This is a genomic window from Micromonospora cathayae, from assembly GCF_028993575.1.
In the GTDB taxonomy this organism is placed as follows: domain Bacteria; phylum Actinomycetota; class Actinomycetes; order Mycobacteriales; family Micromonosporaceae; genus Micromonospora; species Micromonospora cathayae.
This window is the reverse complement of record NZ_CP118615.1, coordinates 4,610,779-4,631,614: the sequence shown is the minus strand read 5'-3', so window position 1 is coordinate 4,631,614 and position 20,836 is coordinate 4,610,779. Positions and strand designations below refer to the sequence as shown.

The 20,836-nt window shown below is 70.0% G+C and carries 14 protein-coding genes; 7 read left to right on the top strand and 7 right to left on the bottom strand.

The genetic code is table 11. The annotated features are described in order from the left end of the window. Positions 1-191 precede the first annotated feature (191 nt). From PVK37_RS20825 to PVK37_RS20795, 7 genes are all read right to left on the bottom strand, one after another. Positions 192-2,462: an alpha-L-fucosidase gene (locus PVK37_RS20825; RefSeq protein ID WP_275029262.1), complete on the bottom strand. Its 2,271-nt coding sequence runs from the start codon at positions 2,460-2,462 to the stop codon at positions 192-194. Between the two features lie 207 nt (positions 2,463-2,669). After that, the gene (locus PVK37_RS20820) at positions 2,670-4,157 is read right to left on the bottom strand and encodes an endo-1,4-beta-xylanase (RefSeq protein WP_275029261.1); all 1,488 of its coding nucleotides are present in this window, start codon (positions 4,155-4,157) and stop codon (positions 2,670-2,672) included. Between the two features lie 366 nt (positions 4,158-4,523). Next, positions 4,524-6,641 (bottom strand): cellulose binding domain-containing protein, encoded by a 2,118-nt coding sequence (locus PVK37_RS20815; protein WP_275029259.1) that lies wholly within the window; start codon positions 6,639-6,641, stop codon positions 4,524-4,526. 294 nt (positions 6,642-6,935) lie between these two features. Continuing rightward, positions 6,936-7,916 carry a LacI family DNA-binding transcriptional regulator gene (locus tag PVK37_RS20810; protein ID WP_423791095.1) on the bottom strand — a complete coding sequence of 327 codons (981 nt, stop codon included), beginning with the start codon at positions 7,914-7,916 and terminating at the stop codon, positions 6,936-6,938. Between the two features lie 97 nt (positions 7,917-8,013). Then, the gene (locus tag PVK37_RS20805; protein WP_275029256.1) at positions 8,014-8,853 is read right to left on the bottom strand and encodes a carbohydrate ABC transporter permease; all 840 of its coding nucleotides are present in this window, start codon (positions 8,851-8,853) and stop codon (positions 8,014-8,016) included. Continuing rightward, the gene (locus PVK37_RS20800; protein WP_275029255.1) at positions 8,850-9,845 is read right to left on the bottom strand and encodes a carbohydrate ABC transporter permease; all 996 of its coding nucleotides are present in this window, start codon (positions 9,843-9,845) and stop codon (positions 8,850-8,852) included. The genes PVK37_RS20805 and PVK37_RS20800 overlap by 4 nt, the downstream gene beginning before the upstream one ends. A gap of 50 nt (positions 9,846-9,895) precedes the next feature. Then, positions 9,896-11,185, bottom strand: coding sequence for an extracellular solute-binding protein (locus tag PVK37_RS20795; RefSeq protein ID WP_275029253.1), 1,290 nt, complete (start codon positions 11,183-11,185; stop codon positions 9,896-9,898). Positions 11,186-11,445: 260 nt separating this feature from the next. Here PVK37_RS20795 and PVK37_RS20790 point away from each other — a divergent pair, with 260 nt between their 5' ends. From PVK37_RS20790 to PVK37_RS20760, 7 genes are all read left to right on the top strand, one after another. Beyond that, entirely contained in the window at positions 11,446-13,071 is a 1,626-nt protein-coding gene (locus tag PVK37_RS20790; RefSeq protein ID WP_275029252.1) for a glycoside hydrolase family 43 protein, read from the top strand. A gap of 539 nt (positions 13,072-13,610) precedes the next feature. After that, positions 13,611-14,750, top strand: a complete 1,140-nt coding sequence (locus PVK37_RS20785; protein WP_275029251.1) for a sigma 54-interacting transcriptional regulator — start codon at positions 13,611-13,613, stop codon at positions 14,748-14,750. A gap of 24 nt (positions 14,751-14,774) precedes the next feature. Then, a complete protein-coding gene (locus PVK37_RS20780; protein ID WP_275029250.1) occupies positions 14,775-16,049 on the top strand; it encodes an RNA polymerase factor sigma-54 in 1,275 nt (424 codons plus the stop codon). Positions 16,050-16,196: 147 nt separating this feature from the next. Beyond that, the gene (locus PVK37_RS20775; protein WP_275029249.1) at positions 16,197-16,919 is read left to right on the top strand and encodes a hypothetical protein; all 723 of its coding nucleotides are present in this window, start codon (positions 16,197-16,199) and stop codon (positions 16,917-16,919) included. 80 nt (positions 16,920-16,999) lie between these two features. Continuing rightward, positions 17,000-17,683: a hypothetical protein gene (locus tag PVK37_RS20770; protein ID WP_275029248.1), complete on the top strand. Its 684-nt coding sequence runs from the start codon at positions 17,000-17,002 to the stop codon at positions 17,681-17,683. Positions 17,684-17,784: 101 nt separating this feature from the next. Continuing rightward, positions 17,785-19,020, top strand: coding sequence for a hypothetical protein (locus PVK37_RS20765; protein WP_275029247.1), 1,236 nt, complete (start codon positions 17,785-17,787; stop codon positions 19,018-19,020). Between the two features lie 20 nt (positions 19,021-19,040). Further along, entirely contained in the window at positions 19,041-20,831 is a 1,791-nt protein-coding gene (locus PVK37_RS20760; RefSeq protein WP_275029246.1) for a hypothetical protein, read from the top strand. Positions 20,832-20,836 lie beyond the last annotated feature (5 nt).

Below are 20,836 nucleotides of genomic sequence, written 5' to 3'. Positions count from 1 at the left end.
CCCACAGGGACGGGATACATCAGATGTCTTTTATAGAGCAGGCATCCAGCAGTGTCTAGATCCCCAGTGGAAAGCCGATCAAGCGCCCCACCCTCGCCGCCGAGCCGGCGGCAAACGTCTGACATGACGGCGCATGTCCGTGCCCCACCCGAGGGTGTCCGGGCGGGGCACGGGCGGCGGCACGTCATCGGTCAGACAGCCACCACCGTCCAGAGCAGGTTGGTGCTGCCGTTCCAGGTCCACTGCTTGACCTGCGAGCCGGAGGCGACCTGGCCGCCACCGTCGAGCACCAGCCCGGTGGCCCGGTTGGCGATCCGGTACCGGCCGCTGCCCTGGTCGGTGATCTGCCACTGCTGCGAGTTGCCGCCGTTCCAGGCCGCCTGCTGGGCGACCGCGCCGGCCGCGGTCTGCCCGTACCCGTCGATCACCATGCCGTTGGTCCGGTTCACGATGCGGTAGTAGCCGCTGCCCAGGTCGACGATCAGCCACTGGAGGTTGCTGTTGCCATCCCAGCTCCACTGCTTGAGCGCCGACCCGGCGCTGACGTTGCCGCCGCTGTCCAGCGCGAGCCCGTTGGTCACGTTGACGATCCGCACGTGCCGGCTCGGGTTGAACGTCACCCGCAGCGAGGCGATGGCGTCGTTGTTGCCGGTGTTGCGCAGGTCGGCGTTGTCCGCGGTGAACGTCCAGCTGGTGCCGCTGACGTTGTCGTTGGCGTACCCCACGGCCTGGTACCCGGCGGCGACCCGGATGGAGGAGATGGTCCGCAGTCCGATGCCGGCCGCCTGCAACTGCGCGGCGGTGTGGCTGCCCACGGCCACGGTGGCCCGGGCACCGGCGTAGTTCGTGTCGGCGTGCACCGTCACGGTGCTGGCCGACGGACCCGGGTCGCTGCCACCGAGGGCCGGGATCTGCCCCGAGAAGGTCAGCTTGACCACGTACGCCGGGGCGCTGAACGGCGGGTTGCTCGACGGCAGGGTGATCCGGAAGCCGCTGCCGTCCTGGGTCCGGGTCGGCAGGTCGAGGTACGTGCCGGCGGTGGAGCCGAGCAGCTGCACCGAGGTGAGGGTGCTCAGGTTGATCCGGCCCCCGGCCAGCGTGGTGATGGTGACCGAGCTGCCCGGCCAGCCGAGGACGGTGGCGTACAGGACCCGGTTGTCCTTGCTGCGGGTGAAGCGGATGTCCTGCGGCGTACCGGCCCGGGGCTCGACGAACGACCCACCGCCCATCTGGGTCGGCCCCTCGCCGTAGTCGACCCAGGCCCGGGTGGCGTAGATGGACTCGCCGAAGCGGCGCAGGTAGTCACCCATGCCCAGCAGGATGGTGCGCTGCCCGGACGGGATGGTGCCGTCGGCCATCGGCGCGATGTTGAGCACCATGTTGCCGTTCTTGCTGACCCGGTCGATCAGCGAGTGCAGCATCTGGTTGAGCGTGTAGTACCCGAGTCCGGTGGTGTAGGACCAGCTCGAACTGCTGATGCTGTCGTCGGTGAGCCAGTACGGGTTGCGCAGGTCCGCCGGGCCGCCACGCTCGTAGTCGAAGACGGCGCCGCCGTTCTCGAGGCCGTCCTTGTAGGTGGCGACGACCTCCTTGTCCCACGCGACGGCCTGGTTGTAGTAGTAGGCCAGGAACCTGGTCCGCTGCGCCTCGTCGATCCGGCGCAGGTCGAAGTCCTGCCACAGGATGTCGGGCTGCGACTGGTCGATGACCTCCTTGAGCTTGTCGTACCAGAGCTGGTGCTCCTCGGCGGTGGACAACTGGCCGTAGAGCTTGCGCAGGCTCGGGTCGGACTGCTGCGGCGCCCACTGGTAGAAGCCGGTGAAGTTGAACGCGTGGTGCATCGCCACCATGACCTTGAGGCCCCGGGCGCGGATCGCGTCGGTGTGCAGCCTGAGCAGGTTGAGCCGGGGCCCCTTGGCGACCGAGTTCCACTCGTTGACCCGGCTGTCCCACATCGAGAAGCCGTCGTGGTGCTCGGCCACCGGCCCGGCGAACTTCGCGCCGGCGTCGACGAAGAGCTGCGCCCACTCGTTCGGGTCGAAGTTGCCGCCGGCGGACTTGAGCTTCGGCGCGAACTGCACGAACCTGCCGGACCTGTCGTTCGCCCCGTTGATGAAGTTGTGGTACGGCCAGACCGACGGGTCGCCGTACGTGTTGCGGTGGTGGTTGTTCTCGTAGGAACCGGGGTTGTACATGTTGCGCGGGTACCACTCGTTGGCGAAGGCCGGGACGCTGAACACTCCCCAGTGGTAGTAGATGCCGAACTTGGCGTCCTGGAACCACTCGGGTGCGGCCGGGTGCTGGCCGACCGACGACCAGGTGGCGGTGTAGTTCGTCGGGCCGGGGATCGCGGCGTGGGCGGGTAGGCCACGCATCAGGTTGTTGACGCCGACGGCTGTCACGACGCCGGTGGCGCCGAGGACGCTGAGGAAGGAACGGCGGCTGAACGGGGACCGGGACATGGCGGTGATGCCTCCAGATGAGCGGTGGTGGTGGAGCCATGGAGCCTCAGACATCTGATGTTAAGCAGGGCAACCACGAGCGTCAATGCGCATCGTCGGGCGGAGAGCAGCCACGATGCCGAAGGGTTCGGCACAGATACAGCGAACCGCCCCGGCAGACATAATATGTTTACCGGGGCGGTTGGATGCTGGTCTACGGGTGACCCGTCACCCGATCCGGACGAGCTGCCACTGCTGGTTGGCGCCGTTCCAGTCGTCGTACTGCACGACGTTCGCGCCGTCGGCGGTGGACGCGCCCTGCACCTCGACCACCCGGTTGCTGTTGCGGTTGACCAGCCGGACGTATCCGCCGTCCGAGGTCGCGACGCGGAACTGCTGGTTGGTGCCGTTGTGGTCGGTCCACTGGTTGACCGCCGCGCCGTTGGCCGTGGACGCGGCGTTGACGTCCAGGACCTTGCCGGAGTGCCGGGACTTGACCCGGTAGTAGCCGCCGCCGGAGTCGACGAACTGCCACTGCTGCTGGTTACCGTTGTTCCGGGTCCACTGCGTGATCCGGCCACCGTCGGCCGTGGACAGGTTGTACACGTCCAGGGCCTTGCCGCTGTTGCGGTTCACCAGCACGTACCACGCGTTGGTGTCGATCGGACCGGGGTTCGGGTTGCTGCCGCCGGCGTTGAGGGCCTCCAGGGTGGAGTGGTACGCCTGCTTCTTGTTGCCGCTACGGTCCCACAGCAGCGCATCGTCGCTGCCCCGCCAGGAGTCGCTGTCCCGGATGCCCCACACCGTGATGCCCGTGCACCGCGACACGGCCAGGCAGGCCCGGGTCACCTGGGCGAAGATGTTCGCCTGGTTCGAGCCCTTCATCACGTCCAGCTCGGTGATCTGCACGTCCACGCCGAGGTCCGCGAAGCGCTGGAGGTTCGCCTGGTAGTCGCTGGACAGGGTGGTGCCCAGGTGCGACTGGAAACCGACGCAGTCGATCGGCACGCCACGGGACTTGAAGTCCCGCACCATGTTGTAGATGCCCGTCGACTTCGCGTTGATCCCGTCGGTGTTGTAGTCGTTGTAGCAGAGCTTCGCGCCCGGGTCCGCGGCCCGCGCCGCCCGGAAAGCCGCCTCGATCCAGTCGTTACCGGTCCGCTGCAGGTTCGAGTCCCGCCGACCGCCACTGCCACCGTCGGCGAACGCCTCGTTCACCACGTCCCACGAATGAATCTTGCCACGGTAGTAGGTGGCGACCTTCGTGACGTGGTTGATGGCGGCGTTACGCAACGCGCTGCCGGACATGTTCTGCGCCCAACCCGGCTGCTGGGCGTGCCAGAGCAGGGCGTGGCCGCGCACCGACATGCCCCGCGAGCGCGCGTGGTTGACGATCCGGTCCGCGTTGGTGTAATTGAAGACGTTCTGTTGTGGTTCGGTGGCGTCCCACTTCATCTCGTTCTCGGCGGTGACGCTGTTGAACTCGGTGTTCAGGATGTTGACGTACTGGCTGTCGGAGAGCTTGCCCGCCGCGATCGCCGCACCGAAGTAGCGGCCCTTCTCGGCGGCGGACGTCCCGAGGGTGGTGCCCGCGCTGGCGGGGCTGGTCAGCCCCAGGGTCATACCGGCGACGAGCAGGCCGGCGGCGACGCGCGGCAGCGCCGCTCTGACCCGCCGGAAGCGTGACGGTCTGGTGGAGCACGTCGGTTCGTACATGGTGTGGTGTCCTTCGGGGAGGGGACCGCACGGTTGGTGGTGGGCGGTCCGGGATGGACGGGGGTCCTGGCGACGAGCGCCGGGCGTCGCGGCGGTGACGCGTCGGCGCACATCGGCGGCGATGCCCGTACGGCTGGTCACCGCTGGCGGTGCCGGCTCATCCAGCTGCCGATCTCGTGCCCATGATCCTGTGAACGATCACACGACCAACTCGCAGCCAGTTGCCCCTGGCCGAGGCGAGATTACGAGAACGCTAACATCGACAGGATTGAGGTTGCCAGATTGTTTCGCGACGTTCAAGGGGGACCCGGTGCGGCGTCGACGGTCATCCGGTGGGCCGACCGGAGCCGGCCCACCGGAAGCCGGTCAGCGGGTGGTGCAGGGAACCCCGTTGAGGGCGAACACGCCGGGCAGGACGTTCGGGCCGCTGTACGCGCCGACGAAACCGGCGCTCACCGTCCCGCCGGCCGCGGCGAGCCGACGGTTGTCGGCGGTGCCGGTGACCCGGACGGTCCGGCCGACCTGTGCCCAGTCGGCACTCCAGCCGCTGCTCACCTGCTGCCAGGTGGTCGGCCAGGTCCAGGTCAGCGTCCAGCCGTCGATGGCGGCCGGGCCGGTGTTGACGACCTCCACGCCACCGATGTAGCCGTTGCCCCAGTCACCGCTGGTGGTGAACCGGACCGCGCAGGTACTGGTCGCCGGACTGCCGGTGACGAAGGTCAGCGGCGGCGAGGACCAGGAGAGCCGACCGGCGGTGTCCCGGGCCAGCACGTTGACCGTGTACCGGCTGCCCGGCACCAGGTTGTCGACGGTGAACCGGGTGCCGGTGGTCTCGCCGAGCTGCTCGCTGACCGCCCCGTTCTGCCGGTACACCTCGTACTTGGCGATCGGCGCGGCGCCCGGGGTGGCCGCCGGCCAGGAGACCGTCGCGCTCCGGTCGGTGACCGCACCGGCCGTGGGCTGCCCCGGCGCGCCGGGCCGCCCGGTCTCCGCGCCGGCCGGGCGCAGCACCAGCGTGGTCAGCGAGTACGGCGGCAGGGTGCGGCTGGTGGCGCTGCCGGCCCGGTCGGTGGTGATCGCGGTCGCGCCGTTGGTGTGGGTGTACACGGTGGGCGAACCGGCGGCCGGGGCGAACCCGGCGTAGTCGATGGTGACCGGGTACGCGGTGTCCGGGTCCTTGTTCACCAGCAGCACCGCCAGGTCGCCGTTGCTCCGGCGGACCGCGTGCGCGGCGACCAGCGGCTGGTCGGTGCCGGCCCGGACGAACCGGTCGCCGCCGGTGGTGAACAGGTTCATCATCGACAAGGCGTGGTACGGCGCGAACGGCGTGTTCAGCGGCGGCTCGCAGACCGAGCCGTCCGCGGTACAGGTGCCGCTGGAGAGCAGCCCGTAGTCGCCGTAGTCGGTGTGCCCGGCCACCGTGGAGACCGTGCCGATGCCGTTGTGCACGTTCCACCACTGAACCGTGAAGACCCCGTTCGCCAGCAGCTCGCTGTAGGCGTCGGCCAGGAACAGCGCGCCCGGCTGGGTGGTCCGCCCCGCCTCCACGTTCAGTTCGGTGAGGCTGATGCCGATCCGCTCCGCGCCCGGTCCGGCGTACCGGGTGATCTGCTGGCGCAGCAGGTGCACCGCGTCGACGAGGTGGTCGGTGCGTTCCAGGGACTGCGCGGCGGTGCCACCCGGGTACCAGTGCACGTCCACAAAGTCGATCTTCGGTCCGGCGATGGCGAGGACGGCCTGGTTCCACGGACCCGGGTCGCTGCCGGCGGTGATGCCGTCCGGCCAGTTCCCCGGCATGGTCAGCACCGCGCCGACCTTGATGGTCGGGTCGACCGCCTTCATCGCGTCGGCGTACCGCACCACCAGGTTCGCGTAGTAGGTCGCGCTCTTGTCCGGGTGCTCGTCGGCCTCCCAGCCGGACCCGTAGTGGCCGTTGCCGTAGTTCTCGTTGCCGACGGTCCAGTACTTCGCGCCGTACCCCTTGGTCACGTTGGCGTACCGCACCCAGCCGGCGGCCTCCTCCGGGGTGCCGGTGCCGTAGTTGGCGATGATCATCGGCTGGGCGCCGACCCGCCTGGCCCCGGCCATGAAGGTGTCGAAGTCGGTGTTCGGGGCGACGTACCCGCCGGGCGCGGTGTGCGTCTCCCAGTGGTAGATGTCGGCGTACGAGCCGCCGGGGTAGCGCAGCATCCGCACGCCGGCGGCGCGCAGCAGGTCCGACGTCTCGTCGGTGCCCAGGTTGCCGTCCCAGATGGCCTGGTTGACGCCGAGCGCGGTGTCCGGCACGGTGGCCATCCCGGCCCGCGCGTTCACGGTCACCGCCACCGGGTCGACGGCGGCCGCGCGGACGCCCGGCGGGTCGACGACCCCGGCGAGGGCGCCGGTGGCGAACAGCAGGCTCGCCGCGAGCGCCGCCCAGCGACGTCTGGTCGGGCCCGACCACCGGGTACGCCCCGGTCCGCCGCGCCTGATCGGGTTGTGCATGGCTGACTTCCTTCGCTGATCACGACAGAGTCACCCGCTGCGGTGACAGGCTGCGCGCACCAGCGGCCCCTGCCGTCCGGCGGGTGGACTCGTGGACGGTTCGGTCCCGGGCGCGTGCCATCGCACCCGGTACCGTCCCCGGGGCCGTGGTGGCCCGGTGCCCATGGACGGCGGTCAGCCCCGCACGGCGGCGTATCGGCGTATCACGATCCCACAGCGACTCGGTGCGGCTCAAGGTTTCCTCACCGGCGGCCAGCGCGGTGGCGGCCGACGGCCGGTGCGGCGGGCCGGTGGTCAGCGCGGCGGGGCGGCGCTGTCCCGGACGACCAGCTCGGTGGCGAGTTCGACCCGCGGGCTCTCGATCCGTTCGCCGTTGGCCAGCCGCAGCACGGTACGGGCCGCCAGCATGCCCATCTCGGCCAGCGGCTGCCGGATCGTGGTCAGCGGCGGCGAGCACCACCGGACCTCGGGCAGGTCGTCGAAGCCCACCACGCTGATGTCGTCGGGCACCCGCAGCCCACGCTTACGGACCGCCTCGTAGACGCCCAGCGCCATCTGGTCGCTGGAGGCGAAGATGGCGGTGGGCGGGTCGGGCAGGGCCAGCAACTGGGTCCCACCGGCGTAGCCGGCCTCGTGGTAGAAGTTGCCCGGCCTAATGAGCGTGTCGTCGACGGCGATGCCGGCGGCGTCGAGCGCGGCCCGGTAGCCGTCCATCCGGGCCCGGCTGCACATCAGCTGCGGCGGCCCGGCGATGAACCCGATCCGGCGGTGCCCAAGCCCGAGCAGGTACTGGTTGGCCCGCAGGCTGCCCGCCCAGTTGGTGGCCCCGATCGTGGGGGCCTCCTGCGGGGTCACCCCGGCCGGGTCGACGATGACGACCGGGATGTTGAGCCGGCGCAGCTCGGCCTGCAACGGTGGAGCCACTATCGAGGTCACGAAGATGACCCCCTCGGTGGACCGGGACCGCATGTTGTCGAGCCACTGCTTGGCCGCCGACGTACGCCGGTGGATCGCCGACACCACGGTGCCGGTGCCGGCGGCGTGCGCGACGTCCTCCACCCCCCGGATGATCTCCACCGCCCACGGGCTGTCCAGGTCGTTGAAGACCAGGTCGACCAGGCCGGACCCGGGCCGGCGGCTCGCCGACCGGCGCTGGTAGCCGTGCCGGGTGAGCAGTTCCTCGACCCGTTCCCGGGTCTGCGGCGCCACGTCCGAGCGGCCGTTGATGACCCGGGAGACCGTGGGTACGGAGACGCCGGCCAGGCGCGCGATCATCGCGATGGTGACGTTCCGGTTGTTGTCGGAGCCCACGTCCGCCCTTTCGTCGTGCCTGGTGCCTCTGGTCGCAGAAGGCTACCGGAGGCCCGGTCGGTCAACCCTTCACGCTGCCGGCCAGGCCGCCGACGAGCTGGCGTTCGGCCACCGCGTAGAAGCCCAGCGCCGGCAGCATGGACAGCACCACGTAGGCGAGCACCCGGGCGGTGTCGTCGGCGTACTGCCCCTGGAACGCCTGGACCCCGACCGGCAGGGTCCACCAGCTCTGGTCGGTGAAGACCACCAGCGGCAGCATGAAATTGTTCCAGCTCGTCACGACCGCCAGCACGGAGACGGTGGCCAGCGCGGGACGGGCCATCGGCAGCAGCACCCGCCAGAAGAACCCGAACGGGCCGCACCCGTCGAGGATGGCGGCCTCCTCGACCTCGCCGGGGATGGTCCGGAAGAACTGCCGCAGGATGATGATGGTGACCGGCAGACCGAACGCGGCCTGCGGCAGGATCACCCCGAGCGGGTTGTCCAGCAGGCCCATGCCCCGCAGCAGCACGAACAGCGGCAGGATCGCCACCGCGAACGGGAACATCAGCCCGATCGCGAAGAGGGTGACGATCAGCTCCCGGCCCCGGAAGGCGTACCGGGCCAGGACGAACGCGGCCATCGCCGCCGACCCGACCACGATCACCGTGCCGGTCACCGCGATGAGGAGGCTGTTGCCGAGCTGCCGCCAGAACACCTCGGAGGCGAGGATGCCGGTGTAGTTCTCGGTCACCCACGGGTCGGGCCAGCCGAGCGGGTTGGTGGAGAGCTGCCCGTTGTCCTTGAAGCCGCCGAGCACCCCGAACAGGATCGGCACCACGATGAGCGCGCCGACGGCGACCGAGACGAGGTGCAGTACGAGGCGGCGGGCCCGGACCGCCGGGCTGGCCGGGGTGGTCATCCGTTCGCTCCCTGGTTGGTGAGCGCCCCTTCGGTGTCGCGGCGCATGATGATCCGCTGGTAGAACAGGGCGAAGACGAGGCTCAGCAGGAACATGACGATGCTGATCGCGCTGGCGTAGCCGACCTCGAAGCGGCGGAAGCCGTACTGGTACATGGTGACCGCCATGGTCTCCGAGGCGTGGATCGGGCCGCCGCCGGTGAGCACCCACACCATGTCGAACAACTGGATGGTGCCGATGACCGACAGGAAGACGCTGATCCGGATGGTCGGGCCGAGCAGGGGCAGCGTGACGTGCCGGAACGACTCCCAGGCACCGGCCCCGTCGACGGTGGCCGCCTCGTGCAGTTCCTTCGGGATGCTCTGCCGACCCGCCAGGTAGAGGATCATGTAGAAGCCGAAGTACTTCCAGGAGACGACCAGGAAGACGGCGAGCAGCACGGTGTCCGGGTCGGCGAAGATCGTGCCGGCGTCCGCGCCGAGCAGGCGGGTCAGCCCGTCACCCAGCCCCCGGTTGGGGGAGAACACCAGGGTGAACAGGACGGCGGTGGTGACCTCGGAGAGCACGTACGGGGCGAAGAAGATCAGCCGGTAGACGCTGCGGCCCTTCAGCGGCTGGTTCAGCAGCATGGCCAGGCCGAGCGCGACCGGCAACTGGACCAGTAGCGACAGGACGATCAGCACCAGACCGCGCCACAGGTCCCCGAGGAAGGTGGGGTCGCGGAAGGCGCGGGTGTAGTTGTCCAGCCCGACGAAGTTCTCCGGCAGGCCGAAGCCGTTCCACTTGTACATGCTGGCGTAGCTCGCCACCACGATCGGGGCGACGACCAGCAGGAGGAACAGCACCAGCGCCGGGGCCAGGAAGACGGCCAGGGTGCCCGCCCGGCCCGCCCGGAACCGGCGGCCACGCGGTCGCGCGGCCCCCGGTTCCGGCGTCGACGCTCCGGTCACCACACCATCCCGGGTACCCGACATCGTCGGCGGCCTGGTCATCACAGCTCCACTGGTTCGCGTACGGGTACGGGTCGGTGGTGGGCCACGGCCTACTGGCTCTTCGCCACCGCGGTGATGTCCTTGACGATCTGCTCGGCGGTCTTGTTGCCGGCGACCAGCGCGGCGACGCTGTCGTTGACCTGCTGACCGACGGCCGGCGGGTACGCCTGGTCCAGGTAGAGCTGGAAGCCGGTCGCGGCGGCCAGGGTCTGCGCGACGGCCTTGTTGTTGGCGTCGGCGATGGCGTCGGTGGCCTCGGTGACCGTCGGCAGCACCGCGCCGGTCTTCGCGGAGCGGCGCTGGTTGTCCACGCTGAGCAGCGTCTTGAGGAAGTCGACGGTGGAGTCCGGGGCGTCCCGGCCGACGGCGAAGCCGTTGCCGCCGCCGAACACCTCGGTGGCGGTGCCCTTGCCGCCGTCGACGGCCGGGAACGGGAAGAAGCCGAGCTTGTCGCCGATGCCCTTCTTGCTGGTGGAGGAGGACGCCTGCACCGACGGCGCCCACTGGCCCATCAGCTCCATGGCCGCGCCGCCGTTGCCCATGGTGGCCGCCTGCCCGTCCGGGGAGCCGTACTCGGCACCGAGGAACCCCTTCTGGAACGGCTGGAGGTCGACGAGTTCCTTGAACCGCTGGCCGGCGGCGACGAAGTCGGGGGTGTCGAAGTTGTTGTCCTTGGACGCCTGCTGCAACGCGCCGAGGCCGCCGATCCGCATGGACAGGTACGCCCAGTAGAAGTGGGCCGGCCACTTGTCCTTGCCGGCCAGGGCGACCGGGACGACACCGGTTGCCTTGATCTTGGTGACCGCGTCGAGGAGCTGGGCCCAGGTGGCGGGCGGGGCGGTGATGCCGGCCTTCGCGAAGTGGTCCTTGTTGTACCAGAAGCCGACCATGCCGAGGTCGAACGGCACCCCGTAGATCCGACCGTCGATGGTGTACGGCTCCAGCGCGAGGGGCAGCAGCGTGTCGATCCACGGCTTGACGTCGTCGGTGAGGTCCTTCACCAGGCCGGCGTCGACCTGCTGCTTGAGCACTCCCCCACCCCAGGACTGGAACAGGTCGGGCGGGGAGCCGGCCTGGGTGGCGGTGGTGAGCTTGGCCTTGAACGCCTCGTTCTCCAGCGGCTGGATCTCGACCTTCACGCCGGAGTGGGCGTCCTGGTAGGTCTTGGCGATGTCCGCCCACACCGGCAGCATCGGCTCGGTGTTCTGGATGTGCCACCAGTTGATGGCCTGCGGGCCGCCCGGGTCGTCGGAGTCCCCGCTGCAGGCGCTGAGCAGGTAGCTGCCGACGCCGACGCCGACGAGGCCGAGCAACGTTCGACGGGAGAGGTGCGCGGTCATGGCCATCCCTTCGCGGACTCACGAGGTGCTCGGATGCCGGTGCATCCGGCAGTTACCGGAAGCGGTCTCCGGAAGTTTCGGTATCGAGCCGGTGGTTCCGATGGTGTTTCGGAGTGATGGCCGGCACGCTACGACGTCGATGTATTGATGGTCAAGGGGGCTGTCCTGAATAGACGTGAACCGTTACGGTGGGCGAGAGTTTCCGAGTAGCCGGGACGATCTTCCGGAAGTTGTTCGAAAGCTGGACCAGAGGAGCCGACATGTCGACCGAGACCGCAGACGTGGCGACCGCCGCCCGGTCGATCCGCAACCCGGTGCTGACCGGGTTCCACCCGGACCCGTCGATCCTGCGGGTGGGTGACGACTACTACCTGGCCACCTCCACGTTCGAGTGGTACCCGGGCGTCCGGGTGCACCACTCCCGCGATCTCGTGCACTGGCGGGCACTGGGCGGCATCATCACCGAACGCCGACTGCTCGACCTGCGCGGCTGCGGCGACTCCAACGGGGTGTGGGCCCCCGACCTGACCTACCACGACGGCGAGTTCTTCCTGGTCTACAGCGACGTGGCGAGCTTCGCCAGCGGCTACTGGGACCCGCAGAACTTCCTCACCACCGCCCCCGACATCACCGGCCCGTGGTCCGACCCGGTCCGGCTGCACGGCCGGGGCTTCGACGCCGCGCTGTTCCACGACGACGACGGCAGCACCTGGATGCTGAGCATGAGCGCGGACTGGCGGCCCGGCCGGGACCGGTTCGGCGGCATCGAGATCCAGCAGTACGACCGGGCCACCCGTCGACTGGTCGGCCCGTCCCGGATCATCTTCACCGGCACCCCGGTCGGCCTCACCGAGGGACCGCACCTGTACCGCCACGAGGGCTGGTACTGGCTGGTCACCGCCGAGGGAGGCACCAGCTGGGAACACCAGGTCACCGTCGCCCGCTCCCGGGAGCTGTTCGGACCGTACGAGGTGGACCCGGCCGGGCCGCTGCTGACCTCGGTGGGCCGCCCCGACCTGCGGTTGCAGAAGGCCGGCCACGGCAGCCTGGTGCGCACCCAGCACGGCGACTGGTACCTGGCCCACCTGGTCGGCCGCCCGTACACCCCGCTGGGCAACTGCGTGCTGGGCCGGGAGACCGCCATCCAGCGGGTCGAGTGGACGCCGGGCGGCTGGCCCCGGATCGCCGGAGGCGTACCGGCGGACGAGGTCGTCGCACCCGGGCTCCCGCCGCACCCGTGGCCGGCCGAACCCGCCACCGACCACTTCGACGCCCCGGAGCTGGGCCCGCACTGGTCGACGCTGCGCCGACCGGCCACCCCGGACTGGGTGGACCTGCGGTCCCGCCCGTCGCACCTGCGGCTGCACGGCGGACAGTCCCCGGTCGGCCGGCAGACGCCCAGCCTGGTGGCCCGGCGGGTCGGCGCGACGCGCTGCACCCTGGAGACGGTGCTCGAGTTCGACCCGGCCGACCACCGGCAACTGGCCGGCGTCACCGCCTACTACAACACCCTCAACTGGCACTACCTGTACCTGACCCGGACCGACGACGGCCGGACCGTACTGGAGCTGCTCAGCGCGGACAGCGGACGGCGGACCACCCACCCGGACCTCACCGTGGACGCCACCGGCGTCACCCGGATCGGCCTGCGGGCCGCGTTCGACGGGCCGGCCGTCCGGTTCGGCTACGACCTGGGCGAAGGCTGGCGGCAGCTCCCGGTGGAGCTGGACGCGACCACCCTGTCCGACGAGCACGCCGCCACCGTCATCGACGGGGAACCCGCCGCGTGGGGATTCACCGGCGCGTTCCTCGGGCTGTGGGTGCAGGACCTCGGCGGCGGTGACGGCCACGCCGACTTCGACCACGCGACCTACCGCGAACACTGATCCCCGGCCGTTTCCGCCCGCTTCCACAGGCCCGGCCCGAACGCATCCCAGACGGGGGAAATGTATCCATGATGGCCCGGTTCACCAAAACGTTTGGTCCCTTCGGAAAAGCAAACCCCAAACGTCACTCGGGCATCAGGATTCTCACCAGGCAGGGATGCACCACCGACCGGACACGCCTACCGTGAAGACGAGCCGCTCTCCCGGATGACCTCCGCAGACGGGTGACGACGTCGCCACGGACCGCTTTCCGACAAGCCTGCCGTACGGTAACGACCCCTCATTCTCCGAAATGCCGGGGTGACGTACTTCGTGGAGCAGCCATGTCGGATGAGAACCCAGCCGGTGCCCGCGCGTGGGTCGTGGCGCCGGGTAACGACGAACTGTCGAGATCGGCCCGCGACGCCCTTTCCGGAATCGGTGTCCTGACCGACCGGGAGACCGCCGGACCGGTTCTGCTGATCGGCCCGCCATCGGTGTGTTCGGCCCGCGCCATAGCCGAGATCTCGGGGCGCGGGTCCCGCCGGCTCATCGCCGTGGTGACGGGAGGGTACCCCGACGATCCGTGGGCGCTCCTCGCCGCCGGCGCCACCGAGGTCCTGGCCTCCGCGGACGGTCTGGATGTCCTACCGGGCGTCGCCGCCCGCATCAGACGCTGGCACCAGGTCGACCGGATCGTGCAGTCGCTGCCCGCGGCGGGCGGCCTGGTCGGCGAGAGCCCGGCCCTCCGGCGCGCCCTGCGCACCCTGGTGGAGATCGCCCGGTTCTCCGACGCGCCGGTTCTCATCCAGGGCGAGAGCGGGACCGGCAAGGAACTGGCCGCCCGGCTCGTGCACACCCTGGACCCGAAACGCAGAAGCGGACCGCTCGTGGTGGTGGACTGCACCACGATCGTCGCCAACCTCTCCGCGCCACAACTGTTCGGCCACGAGCGGGGAGCGTTCACCGGCGCACATTCCGCGCGGTCCGGCGCGTTCGCCGACGCGCACCGGGGCGTGCTGTTCCTCGACGAGGTGGGCGAACTCCCCGAATCCCTCCAGCCGGAACTGCTGCGGGTGTTGCAGGAAAGGACGTTCCGCCCGCTCGGATCATCGACCTGGCAGAAGACGGACTTCCGGCTCGTCTGCGCCACCAACCGCAATCTGGAGGAACTCGAGAAGGCGGGCCGGTTCCGTCGGGACCTACGGTCGAGGCTGTCCGCCGTCACCGTCGACATGCCGCCGCTGTCCGATCGGCGCGACGACATACCCGCGCTCGCCCGGCACTTCCTGGGCCAGGTTCTACAGACGAAACCACCCGTGATCGAGACGGCCGTGGAGCGGATCCTGACCGTACGACCGTATCCGGGGAACGTCCGCGAACTACGCCACCTGCTGGCGCAGATCGCGGTGGGATACGTGGGTGACGGTCGGATCACCGTCGGCATGGTGCCGGAGGCGGAACGCCCCGGGGCGGTCGCGCGGAAGGGCACGACGGAACGCACACTGCGCGCGGCGGTCCGGGAGGCGCTGGACGACGGCCTGGACCTGCGGGGCCTCAAGTCTGCGGTCGCCGAGATCGCCGTGGAGATCGCCCTGGCCGACTGCGGCGGCCAGCTCGGTCGGGCGGCGGAGCGGCTCGGTGTCACGACCCGGGCGCTGCAGTTACGCAAGGCCATGCCGGCACCCGGCGCCGGGTGAGCCGACCGGGAAAGGGGAACCATGATGAGCCAGCCGCCGGGCCTCGACCTCCGACCGTTGCTGCGGACGGAGATCTCCCTCAACACGGTCGTCTCGGTGCGCATCCTCTCCCTCTCCGCCACCGACCTCGCGCTGGAGCTGCACACAGCCGCGGACAGCAATCCCGCCCTCGTCGTCCGGGAGGCCCCGCACTGTCACCGGTGTGGCCGACGCACGTTCGCCGGTGCCTGCCGGGGCTGCGGGGACCCGGCCCGCGAACCGGGGTACCCGGCGGAGCCGCAGTCGGTGGTGTCCTCGTGGGACCTGCTCAGGCAGGACCTCCTCGTGGCCCTTCCGTCGTCGCTGGCCGGGGCGGCACTGGAGGTGCTCACCCTGCTCGACGAACGGGGTTTCATCGATCCGGTGGAGCTGGAACGGTTTCCGCACCAGGTCCGCGACCCGGTCATGGCCGCGTTGCGGGACGTGGGGCCACCCGGGATCGGCGCGGCCGACGTCCGGGAGAGTCTGCTCCTCCAGGTCGAGGCCGCCCCGCTCAGCGCGCCCGAGCGGCAGCTGGCCCGGCGGCTGCTGTCCGAGTTCGCGGAGGTCCTGGAGACCGGGGGCCCGGGGGCGGTCGCCCGGGCCATCGGCCGTCCCGAAACCGAGATCACCGCACTGCTGGGTCGGCTGAGCCGCCTGCTGCGGCCCTATCCACGTCTCGACGGGGGTGACACCGGACGGCCGGACCTGGCGCGGCAACCCCCGGACGTGCTGTTCGAACGGGACGGCGAGCGGATCCGGGCCGTCGTACCGGAGTCCGAGCGGTGGGAGGTCGGGGTGGACGGGAACTACCGCGCCGCGCTCGCCCGCGCCGCCGACCGCAGCGGGGAGGACGTCCAGGTCAGCGCGGCCCGCCAGCAGATGCGCGAGGCGAGTCTGCTGGTGAACGCCGTCCACCGCCGCTGGGCCCTGTTGGTCCGGGTCGCCGGCACCCTCGCCGAACGGCAACGCGGACCGCTGCTCGCCGGGTCCCTGACCTTCCGACCGCTCACCCAGCGCGCCGTCGCCGGCCAGTTGGGGGTGCACGAGTCCACGGTCAGCCGGGCGGTCCGGAACCGGACGGCGCGACTGGTCGACGGTCGGACGGTGCCGCTGAGGGTGTTGTTCGGCGTGGACGACCGGGCCAGGCTGGCCGTGGCCGAGCTGCTGCACCGGCATCCCCGCTTCAGCGACCGGCAGGTCGCCGAGATGCTCACCGCGGACGGCCTGCCCATCGCCCGACGCACCGTCGCCAAGTACCGCCGCGCACTCTCCCGCTGACCCGGCGGCGAAGCCGTCTTCGGATCCGGCGAAGTGTCCTTCGCCGCAGCGGCGTCACGCACGCGGGCCGACGTCCGGATCGGGCCTGGCACGCTGCTTGCTTCCTGATGGGTGACCGCGGAACAAGCCACTCGACGGAGGCATGGAATGCATGATTTCGACCCTGTCCTGGACCGGCACGACCATGAGCCGCTCGTGGAGTGGCCGAACGCGGATCGTGAACCGAGCGACGCGTACGAGACGCTGGAGGGAGAGTGGGGCCAGGACGACGAGAACATGGAACTGGAGTTCGCGACAAGGCTTCTCGACGCGACGGGCGAGGACGAACTCGATCGCCTCGTCGCGGACCTGCTGGGCTCCGCCCCACGTGGTGGAGCCCGGTTCGCCCGGACCCGTGAGGGTCGACAGATCGGCGGCATCCTGCGGGACGCAGCCAGCAGGGTGCAGCCGATCCTGTCCCGCGGTCGGGACCGCCCGGTCGGGTGGAACACGGGCAGGGGACCGGTGGACCCGGTCGCCCCCGCCGCCAGGCGGTACTTCGGCGTGAACGTGGAGGGCCTGAGCCCGGAGGACCAGGAACTCGAGCTGGCCCGCTCGTTCGTACGGTTCGCCCGCGAGGCGGTCCACGAAACCGAGCGACGGGCCGGATCGGGGCCACCCGGCCGGGTGGTCCACCATGCGGCCGTCACCGCCGCCAACCACCTGGCACCCGGCCTGATCAGCGACGACATGCTCGCCGCGACAGGATCGGGCCAACCGACCCGGGACCGCGACGCGGGGTCCACCGTCGCCCGCATCCGCGACGACGGCGAGACCGCCGCGGACGACCGTTGCCCGGTATGCGGATCGGAGTTCCGGAACGCCTGCTGACGGCCACCGTCATCGGTACCGGGCGTCGGTGTCTTCTCGACACCACGCAACGACACAAACACCAATCGAAGGAGAAGGAAATGGCACGCAGCAAGACCATGACGTACGAGATCGACGGGGACAACTTCCTGGGCGACATGCTGAGCGGGGTGCTCGGCAGCGTGGTCCCCGGCATCCTGTCGGAGTCCCAGGAAGCGGAACTCGCGAACGAGTTGCTCGAGGTCAGCTCCGAGGAGGAGTTGGAGGAGTTCCTCGGCGACCTGTTCAACAGCGCGGTCCGGGGCATCTCCAACTTCGCCAAGTCGGACGTCGGTCAGGCGGTGATCGACGGGGCCAAGACGCTCGTGAAGAAGGGCCTCCCGGCGGTCGGGGGTGCCCTGGGCAGCTTCGTCGCGCCCGGGATCGGCACGACGATCGGAACCCGGCTGGGCACCATGGCGAGTGGCCTGATCAACGAGCTGCCCGTCGAGGTCGAACCCCAGGAGCTCGACCACGAGGTCGCCAAGCGGATCGTGCAGATCGGTGCGGAGGCCGCGCGGCAGGCGAGCCGACTGGCGCCGTCCGGCGAGCCGCCGACGAGCGTGGCGAGCAAGGCGATCGTGAACGCGGTCAGCAAGATCGCGCCGGCCGCGCTCGTGCAGACCCGGGTACGGCCCCGGCGTCGGCAGTTCGGGGAGTTCATGATCGACGGGTCGGTGTCGGCCTCCCGGCGGGAGGGACGCTGGCAGCGTCGGGGCCAGAACATCGTTCTGCTCGACGTGTAGCCATGTCGGATTCCGCTGAAGCGCGCGTGTTTCTCGCGACGGAAGTCCAGGCGCTGCTCGCTCGGGTGGAATCGCTGCGACCGTTCATCGAAAAGCACATCATGGTGCCTGCGGCAGCGCCGCTGCCGCAGGCCCTGATGGGCATCGAGGAGTTCCTGCACCGAGAGCGGACCAGGATGCTGCGAATCACACGGAGCTTCCTGGAATGGTTGCAGAACGACGCCGCAGAGGTTTCCCCGGAAGAACAGCAGCGACGGTTCGCGATACTGCGCCTACGGGTCAACGACCATTTGTCCCAGCTGGACCTGTTCTCCAACATCGTGGTGCAACGGTCGGAGAGCGGTGTCGGGTTGTGGCTGTCCGGGCTGGACGTGGCGGCGGCCGACGCGCTCCGCCTCAACGACGGACGACTGGGCCGGGCGGTACCGATCGTCTGCTACCTGGACCGCGGTCCGGGAGCGGCCATCCGGCGGGCCCGGACCCGGTTGCCGGGAAACGTCCTGAATCCGGTCGCCATCATCCGGATGCCCCGGGAACGGATGGTCGGACTCGGCATCGCGTCGTCGCTGTTCCACGAGGTGGGCCACCAGGGGGCCGCCCTCCTCGAACTGGTGCCGGCGCTGCGGGCGGCGGTGGACCGGTTGGCCGCCTCGACGGACCGGGACCGGGCCTTCGCCTGGACCTGCTGGTCCCGGTGGATGTCGGAGGTCGTGGCGGACTTCTGGGCGAGCGCACGCCTGGGGGTCGGGGCCACGCTCGGCCTGATCGGGGTGGTGAACCTGCCGCGCGCCTTCGTCTTCCGGGTCAACCTGAACGATCCGCATCCGTTTCCCTGGATACGTGTACTGCTGTCGTGCGCCCTGGGAAACCATCTCTACCCGGACCGGCAGTGGGCGGCCGTCGAACGGGTCTGGCGTCAGCTCTACCCGCTGTCCGGCGTGCCGGACAAGGTCCGGGAGGTGATCGACCGCCTGCTTCCCACCCTGCCCACGTTGGCGACGCTGCTGGCCGAGTTCCAGCCCTCCCCGTTGGACGGGACCAGCCTGTCGGCGGCCCTGGCGCATCCGAGCAGGCATCCGAGAAACCTGCGCCACCTGCGGGACCAGGCGACCGCGGACCCGGCCCTCGCCGCGCGGCTGTCACCCGCGCTGCGGTTCGCCCTGCTGGCCCAGGCCCGCTGGGACGGCACGTTGTCGGCGGCAGCCGAGATCCGGGAGGTCGACGCGATGCTGACCACGTGGGCCAGGGAGTCGACGTTCCGGGTGGCCCACGCCTCGGCCCACCAGCAGCAGGTCACCGGACGGGCCGCCCTATCCAGAGAAGTTGTTCCCACCTGACAACCGGAACGGAGTGAACGATGACCGCACGTAAGGATTCAGGAAACGGCAGGGACACGAAGACCGCCACCCGCAGGAACACCACGTCCGCGGGCACCGCCAAGGCTGACCGGGCGGCCAGGCCCAAAGCGGACCGGGCGACGCCGAAGCCCACCTCGACGAGGTCCGCCACCGCCCGCTCGGACGCGGATCCCCGTGCGACCGCCCCGACGGACACGCGACCCGACCCGAAGGTCCGACTCGATCCCGGACCGGACCTCCGCCCGCCGTTCCCGGTCAAACTGACTCCGGCCAGCTGGGGAGCCACCGCCGACCAGAACCTCTGGACGATCATCCGGAACCGCACGGACGCCATCAACTTCCACCACTACAGCGACTACGTCGACCGGCTGCTGGCGGAGCGGAAGCCCCACGTGTTCGCCCCGGGAGACACGCCGCCGCAGTCGGAGAAGGGCTCACCCCTGTTGGGCTCGGTCGGCTACGACTTCCTCCGTACCGCCACCGAGTTCTTCCTCATGAGTCAGGTCGGGCTACTCGTGCAGGACTACCTGCGCAACGAGCACGGAGCCGATCAGCTGCAGCCCCGGTACGACCAGTCCTGGGCGGGGTCCGACGAACAGCGCAGCGAACTCCTGCGCCGCAGCAGCAACCCGTTGCCGGAGCACTGGCTGGTGCAGCTTCGGGACAACTACCTCCAGCGGCTGGAGGCGCACGCGGAACCCAGGGTCCTGCCCTACCTCGAAACCATCATGGAAGGGCTGGCCGACCTGCCGCTGAAGGCTCCGGGTGAGGTGATCGGCGACAGCTACGGGGTGGACCCGGCCCGCCTCGTCGGTCCGCTCGGTATCGAGCTGTTCTGGGTGTACTGGCACGAGGAGGCGATGGTCCAGCAGTCCCACAACGTGATCATCCGACGGTTCCAGAACCTGCCCAACACCAGGCGCCGTCCCGACCCGCTCGCCCGGTTCGAACTCGACTCGCTACGCCCCCTGAACAACATCCTGTGGGGGTGGATCCAGGACAAGGGCGGGACCCTGTCGGTCCAGCGCCGCGACTACGAGTACCAGCACGAGTACGGACTGCGGCTGATCGGCAAGGCGGCCGGAAACGTCGCCGGCGTGGACAACCGGTCCCAGTTCGTCTCCGCCTTCCACAACCTGCTCCACCAGTGCACCGAGTTCTACGAGCAGGACGACAACCTCACCGTGCAGTCCGACGGTTTCCCGCTGCTCAGCGCGCTTCAGGAGACCCAGCTGGTGGTGACGGCCGGTGCCGACAACCAGTACGGGGACCTGCCGTGGACGGCGCGGGTCGAGACCCTGATGCAGTTGTGGATGCTGGGCCGCCCCGAGATGCGCGAGTTCCTCGGCGGGCGCCCCATGGTCCCGTACAAGGAACGCTGGATGGACCGGGTCGACACGATGAAGTCCATCATGGACTGGGACGACGTCAACGTGACGCACTTCCGGGACCTCGGGGTGTTCGGGGAACAGCTGCTGCTGTCGATCCGGTACGGCAGTTGGGCCACCCAGAACGAACCGGTCTCGGCGGTGAACTGGGCCCGGTACTGGCGGCCCGAGATCCAGGGGTACATCCACGCCTACCGGGCGGCCACCGGGGTGGACCTCCGGCAGGGCGTCGACACGACGATGCCCAGCGAGTTGCTGGCGGCCCGAGCGGACCAGCGTGCCTCCACGGCCGGTAGGGAGCTGATGCCGCCCCGCCGGGTGACCCTCGGCGGCTACGACGTCCCCGGTTCCCCGGTGCGATCGATCGCCGCTGAGCCCCAGGATCGCCACCTCCTGCCGTGAGACCC

Bases quoted from the DNA above. Each gene is read 5' to 3' on its own strand.
- PVK37_RS20790 (WP_275029252.1), top strand. From the start codon at position 11,446: ATGTCGACCGAGACCGCAGACGTGGCGACCGCCGCCCGGTCGATCCGC.
- PVK37_RS20810 (WP_423791095.1), bottom strand. From the start codon at position 7,916: ATGATCGCGCGCCTGGCCGGCGTCTCCGTACCCACGGTCTCCCGGGTC.
- PVK37_RS20765 (WP_275029247.1), top strand. From the start codon at position 17,785: ATGGTGCCTGCGGCAGCGCCGCTGCCGCAGGCCCTGATGGGCATCGAG.
- PVK37_RS20770 (WP_275029248.1), top strand. From the start codon at position 17,000: ATGGCACGCAGCAAGACCATGACGTACGAGATCGACGGGGACAACTTC.
- PVK37_RS20760 (WP_275029246.1), top strand. From the start codon at position 19,041: ATGACCGCACGTAAGGATTCAGGAAACGGCAGGGACACGAAGACCGCC.
- PVK37_RS20805 (WP_275029256.1), bottom strand. From the start codon at position 8,853: ATGACCACCCCGGCCAGCCCGGCGGTCCGGGCCCGCCGCCTCGTACTG.
- PVK37_RS20815 (WP_275029259.1), bottom strand. From the start codon at position 6,641: ATGCACAACCCGATCAGGCGCGGCGGACCGGGGCGTACCCGGTGGTCG.
- PVK37_RS20780 (WP_275029250.1), top strand. From the start codon at position 14,775: ATGAGCCAGCCGCCGGGCCTCGACCTCCGACCGTTGCTGCGGACGGAG.
- PVK37_RS20775 (WP_275029249.1), top strand. From the start codon at position 16,197: ATGCATGATTTCGACCCTGTCCTGGACCGGCACGACCATGAGCCGCTC.
- PVK37_RS20795 (WP_275029253.1), bottom strand. From the start codon at position 11,185: ATGACCGCGCACCTCTCCCGTCGAACGTTGCTCGGCCTCGTCGGCGTC.
- PVK37_RS20825 (WP_275029262.1), bottom strand. From the start codon at position 2,462: ATGTCCCGGTCCCCGTTCAGCCGCCGTTCCTTCCTCAGCGTCCTCGGC.
- PVK37_RS20820 (WP_275029261.1), bottom strand. From the start codon at position 4,157: ATGTACGAACCGACGTGCTCCACCAGACCGTCACGCTTCCGGCGGGTC.
- PVK37_RS20800 (WP_275029255.1), bottom strand. From the start codon at position 9,845: ATGACCAGGCCGCCGACGATGTCGGGTACCCGGGATGGTGTGGTGACC.